General features: G+C 34.2%; 5 protein-coding genes. All 5 read right to left on the reverse strand.

Annotated elements, in window-relative coordinates:
• The coding region (locus tag WBQ70_RS06985; protein ID WP_423912173.1) for a WD40/YVTN/BNR-like repeat-containing protein at positions 1 to 431 on the reverse strand (431 nt) is incomplete at its 3' end.
• 49 nt (positions 432 to 480) lie between these two features.
• Positions 481 to 1,101 carry a sulfatase-like hydrolase/transferase gene (locus tag WBQ70_RS06990; RefSeq protein ID WP_423912183.1) on the reverse strand — a complete coding sequence of 207 codons (621 nt, stop codon included), beginning with the start codon at positions 1,099 to 1,101 and terminating at the stop codon, positions 481 to 483.
• Positions 1,102 to 2,100 (reverse strand): sulfatase-like hydrolase/transferase, encoded by a 999-nt coding sequence (locus tag WBQ70_RS06995; protein ID WP_423912176.1) that lies wholly within the window; start codon positions 2,098 to 2,100, stop codon positions 1,102 to 1,104.
• Positions 2,101 to 2,106: 6 nt separating this feature from the next.
• Positions 2,107 to 3,618, reverse strand: a complete 1,512-nt coding sequence (locus WBQ70_RS07000) for a sulfatase family protein (RefSeq protein ID WP_423912179.1) — start codon at positions 3,616 to 3,618, stop codon at positions 2,107 to 2,109.
• A gap of 2 nt (positions 3,619 to 3,620) precedes the next feature.
• The gene (locus WBQ70_RS07005; RefSeq protein WP_423912181.1) at positions 3,621 to 5,396 is read right to left on the reverse strand and encodes an arylsulfatase; all 1,776 of its coding nucleotides are present in this window, start codon (positions 5,394 to 5,396) and stop codon (positions 3,621 to 3,623) included.
• Positions 5,397 to 5,426 lie beyond the last annotated feature (30 nt).

Raw genomic sequence — 5,426 nt, forward strand, 5'->3', positions numbered from 1 at the left:
TTGAATGGATTTTTTTCATTACCTGGAATCGTATATAATAATTTCCAACTTCTTCCTCTATCCAATGATTTGAATACTTTTCCTCTTCTCTCTAAAGCCAAACCGAAATCAGGATTTTTTTTAGAAAAAACAATATCTAATACACGTTCTAAATCCAGACCATCTCCATCTGAGTCTTTGATAGTTTGCCAAGTTTTAGCTCCGTCCCATGTTCCATAACTTACATGCATGTCTGGTCCCATGAACATCACATTATTATCTGTAGGATGACACCAAAACTCTTCATTATAACCAGACATTCCTGGTCCAAAGTTTTTCCATTCAATACTTTGATTGGAAGTAACTCTTTCATTTTTGATTTTATCAAAAAATTGTGCGTTTGCATTCCATTGGAAAAGGAATATCAAACATGGAATTATAACTTTTTTCATTTTATTTTTATCTAACTTATAAATTAATCTTATCTACGGTGAGAACTACTTATTTTTTTATTTTCTCCAATGGTTTTATAGTACCAATTCCTTTTTTAGGAGCATCATGTTCCGTTGCATGTAAATCAAACTTTGGAAGTATCTTGTTTAATTCATCTCGCTCTTTTCTATGTGCTTCTGATACGGAATTCCAATCGGTTATTTTTGAAAAACTGATTAAATCACTTGGATTGCTATTTACATCCCACCAAACATCTTTTCCGTCTTTCAAAACTAAATTTCCACGAATAATTTGGGACTTTTTTTGATATCCATAAATCCAATCACGATGTTTATCTTGTTTCGTAGTTAAAAAAGGCATCAAACTTTTTCCGTCAATTTCATAATCATCCGGGATTTTGACCCCTGCAATGTCAGCTATTGTTGGTAGTACATCAGAGATATTCACTAATATATCTTGCTTTCCTTTTTTGGTTAAATTCATCCCTGGAGCATAAATAATAAACGGAACATGAGTTCCTCTTTGACTATTAACCATACTCTTTCCGTATCCACTTGTTCCATTGTCAGCACAGAAAATAAAAATGGTATTGTTCTCTTCTCCTAATTCTTTTAGTTTTTTCATGTACAACCACACTTGATAATCCAAGTAATTTACATGATTGTAAATTCAAGACTCAGTAATTGTTCCATGTGAATCATACACTCCGTTATCACCTGTAACATTAGGTTTCATACGGCTGTATTTTTTACCATCCCAACTCACTTTTGGTGTTCCTGGCCATTTATTTCCTGAATTTGGATTTAAGAAATCAAAAGCGTCGTGTCCTAAATGACTGGTATGATAGACAAAGAATGGCGTTTTACTTTTATGTTTACGCTCCATAAAATCAAAAATAAATTTCAATTCTACGTCAGGACCATAGGTGTTTAATCCAAAAGTATCGATGGCAACTTTATTGTTAGGCCAATTTTCTAATGAAGAAGCCGATTTTGGGTTGTTCAATAATTGTACATTCGGTTTCCAATACCATCCTGACTGTGCATATCCTTTTTCAATAGCTAAACCTGTATCAACATTGATTAATTTTTTCTGTCCGTCAATTTTTTTAGTTTCTAGTCTAAAATCGCTGTATGCTTCAGAAAAAGACGCATTTTCATTCGATTCGCCTCCAGGAGTAAAACAGCCTTCGTCAAAATGAAATCCTTCCGTATTCATTTGAGTTTTTCCAGCCCAGTAAGTTGCATATCCTCCTTTTTTGGCAACATGAGCAATGGTGTGTGGAGAACTATCGTATAAATCCCAAGATTTTTTCCCATCAGGTGCTTTTCCTTTATCGCTGTTAAACCACCATTTGTGAAGATGTGCATAACGCCCTGTCATCATCATAGCACGACTAGGCCCACATATAGTTGATGCCCAAGCCGTTTTAATAAAACAACCGTCATTGGCTAATTTGTCTAAAACAGGTGTTTGTGCTCTAAACTTTTTGTCTGAGGTATCTCCTCCACTAAGATTACTCCATACTGTAGAACCATAAATGGGTAATTCTCTAGCGCTGATATCATCAGCATATAAAATAATAATATTATGCTTATTTTGTGCATTGGTACTAAATACCGAAATAAACACTGAAAATAGGATTCCTAAATGTTGGTACGTTTTCATATTGTATTAATCAATTATTAATGGTTTCTTACCCTCAGCTTCTTTGTCTAAACGTTTTCTCATGTCTTTATAAAACTTCAGACGTTGTTTTTGATAATCCCCTGATTGCAAATATTTACTTGGCTGATTTTTAGCATTCCATTCATTCCACATATCAGCTAGTTTTTTTCTAAGTTCAGGTTTATCAGCAATTATATTTTTACTTTCATAAGGATCTTTGACCATATCCACTAGTATTTTACCTCCACCTGCTTCTCCTCTTGCTAAAAGATATTTGGTTTCAGGAGTACGAACTGCCCAGTTTTTACCGTCATCCATTCTCCAGTAAAGGGCTTCATGAGGCACTCCTTTGTCATTGCCTTGCACAAATGGAATCAAATTCACTCCATCTAGCTCACCTGATGCGTCTCCATTTCCTAAAGCGACCATCGTAGCCGTTATATCTAATGATGAAATAGGTAAATCATAGGTTTTTCCAGCTTTCAATCCTTTAGGCCAATGCACTAAAAATGGGACATGATTCCCTCCTTCAAGCATACTTCCTTTTCCTCCTCTATAAGGTGTATTGTCACCCCAATCGTGAGTAGCATTTCTTGGTTGCGTTTCAGGACGTGATTTATCTACAATTCCACCATTATCAGATAAAAAGAAAATCACGGTATTGTCAAGCTTTCCTGATTCTTCCAGAGATTTTATAACCATACCAATTCCTTGATCCATAGCATCAATCATAGCGGCATAAATTCTTCTTTCTTTGTGCTCAATGTGACCGTATTTTTCAATTAACTCTTTTGGAGCTTCAAGGGGTGCATGTGGTGCATTGTAAGCTAAGTACAAACAAAAAGGCTTGTCACTTTCTTTTACAAATTTTGCAGCATCACGACTCAAAGCTGTCGTTAGGTATTCGGTAAATTCAGCTGAATTATCGTTACGGTTTAAAGGCCAATAACTTCCTTCATTAGCAGAATAATGTGCCGTTCCACTTTTTGTATATAAAGGAAAAGTTGTAGTAACAGTTTCTGGGAAATAGGAATGTCCACCAGATAAAAAGCCATAAAAATAATCGAATCCTCTATTATTAGGGTGGAACGGATACGCAGACCCCAAATGCCATTTACCAATTATCCCTGTTTTATAACCTGCTGATTTTAATCTATTACCAAAAGTTTTTTCAGAAACAGGTAGTCCATTATGAGCGTCAAAAGGAGAATTAGTTAAATTGATTTCCATTCCAAAACGTGCTTGATACCTTCCTGTAATTAATCCAGATCGAGAAGGACCACAATAAGGATGAGTCACATAACCATTTTTAAAAACAACTCCATTCTTAGCTAGTCGGTCCAAATTAGGCGTTAGAATTTCTTTTGACCCCGTAAATCCAACATCGTTGTACCCTAAATCATCGGCAACAATAACTATAAAGTTAGGTTTTTCTTGACTTTGTATTGTATTGAAAGAGAACAGGCTTAGTGTTAAAATAACTAAGGCATTTAATTTTGGAAAATGTGTTTTTTTCATTTTTATTGTTTTTTTATATAAGTGTAATAGACTCCGAATTTTTCTTTTCCCTCGACAAAATCATTAGTTAATACTGTTCTCCCTTTTTGAAGATGGATATTAAAGACTACTTCCTCATCATTTGGTTTAATTTCTTTTTCAAAAATTTGATTAGCAATACTTATTTGAACTTTTTGGGGCTGAATAGTTTTATATTGAAATAATTTTTTTGGATTTTCAATAGGTATTCCAAGTATTGGTCCAGAACATTCTTTAGGCCATCTGCGACAAGAAATGAGATAATCCCCATCTTGCTCCACTTCAATCGAATGGATGTTGTTTTTATTTTTGATTCCTTGGGCTATTTGTTCACATTTCCAAATTCCAGCATCTTCACCGATGGCATGTTGAATGGTTAAAGTGATTTCTTTTTGTGCTGGATTACCAATGGTATTTACCGGAAGTTCATTATAGACAGCATTCTCTTTTGATTTTTTTAAAAAAACTGCATTTTGCGTCAACAACTTCTGAACTAATTTTGGATATTGTGCCGCTAGATTTTGTTTTTGTTTGGTGTCTTTTTTAATGTCATATAATTCGATTCCATTAATTAAACGCCATTGGTCTTGCAAAATACAGGTTTGATCCACATCCATTGGTGGACGCCAATCTTGCCTATGATGAATAAACACAGAACGGTCTTCTAGCTTTTGTTGTGGATTAACTAATACTTTCGAGAAATCCACTCCGTAAAGTCCCATCTCTTTTGGAATCGAAAGCTGGCATAATCCTGCCAAAGTAGGAATCAAATCTACATGAGCAACTAATTGATTATTATCCTTTCCTCCTTGAATATTGGCTTTAGGCCAACGGATAAAAAACGGCACTCTATGTCCGCCTTCTAATTTGTCACCCTTAATACCTTCGAATCCTTTGTTGTAACCTAACTTTCCATTTTTATTATACCCAAAACGAGTTCCATTATCACTCATGTAAATAACAATCGTGTTTTCGTCTAATCCTTTGTCTTTTAAAAACTGATTTAGTTTACCAAAGTTCTCATCAATATTAGCAATCATACCGTAAAGATTGGCATCAATTATTTTATTTCCTTCCAATGATTTATAAGGTGCTGCATATTTCTCAGCAACGATAAGTGGATCATGTGGTGCATTGAGAGGCAAGTAGATGAAGAACGGTTTATTTTTATTTTTATCAATATATTTCATAGTTTGATTAAACCAAATATCTGTACAATAGCCTTCGAATTGTTTCGGTTTATTATTTACATAGTATACATCATCAAAATAGCTATTTCCCCAATGATCTGATAATTCCCCAATACCTCCAGACTTAAAGCTAATAACAGTTTCAAAACCACAATCAGTAGGTCGTACTGGATAATTATCACCTAAATGCCATTTACCAAACAATGCTGTTTTATATCCATTTTGTTTAAAAATTGTTGCCATCGTTTTGTTATTAGATGACAATATATCTCTTCCTTTAAAAGTTGCCCATACACCATTATTGATGGGATATTTTCCAGTCATTATAGCACCACGAGTAGGTGAACAAAGCGGACTCACATGAAAATCAGTCATACGCACAGATTCCTTGTAAAATGCATCAATATTAGGCGTTTTCAACCATGGATTCCCCTGACACCCTAAATCTCCAATCCCTTGGTCATCTGTTAGAATTAAGATGACATTAGGTTGTTTTTGGGCATAGATTGCAATGTTATTACTTAAAATAACTTGTATTGAAATAAAAAATATAAATTTTAATTTATTCATAATAATCTATAAATAAGATAGTGCTACCTT

It is taken from the genome of Flavobacterium sp., assembly GCF_049590715.1.
In the GTDB taxonomy this organism is placed as follows: Bacteria; Bacteroidota; Bacteroidia; order Flavobacteriales; family Flavobacteriaceae; genus Flavobacterium.

What these genes read in the sequence shown, in the direction of transcription:
- WBQ70_RS06995 (WP_423912176.1), bottom strand. Translation starts at nt 2,100, where the DNA reads ATGAAAACGTACCAACATTTAGGAATCCTATTTTCAGTGTTTATTTCG.
- WBQ70_RS07000 (WP_423912179.1), bottom strand. Translation starts at nt 3,618, where the DNA reads ATGAAAAAAACACATTTTCCAAAATTAAATGCCTTAGTTATTTTAACA.
- WBQ70_RS07005 (WP_423912181.1), bottom strand. Translation starts at nt 5,396, where the DNA reads ATGAATAAATTAAAATTTATATTTTTTATTTCAATACAAGTTATTTTA.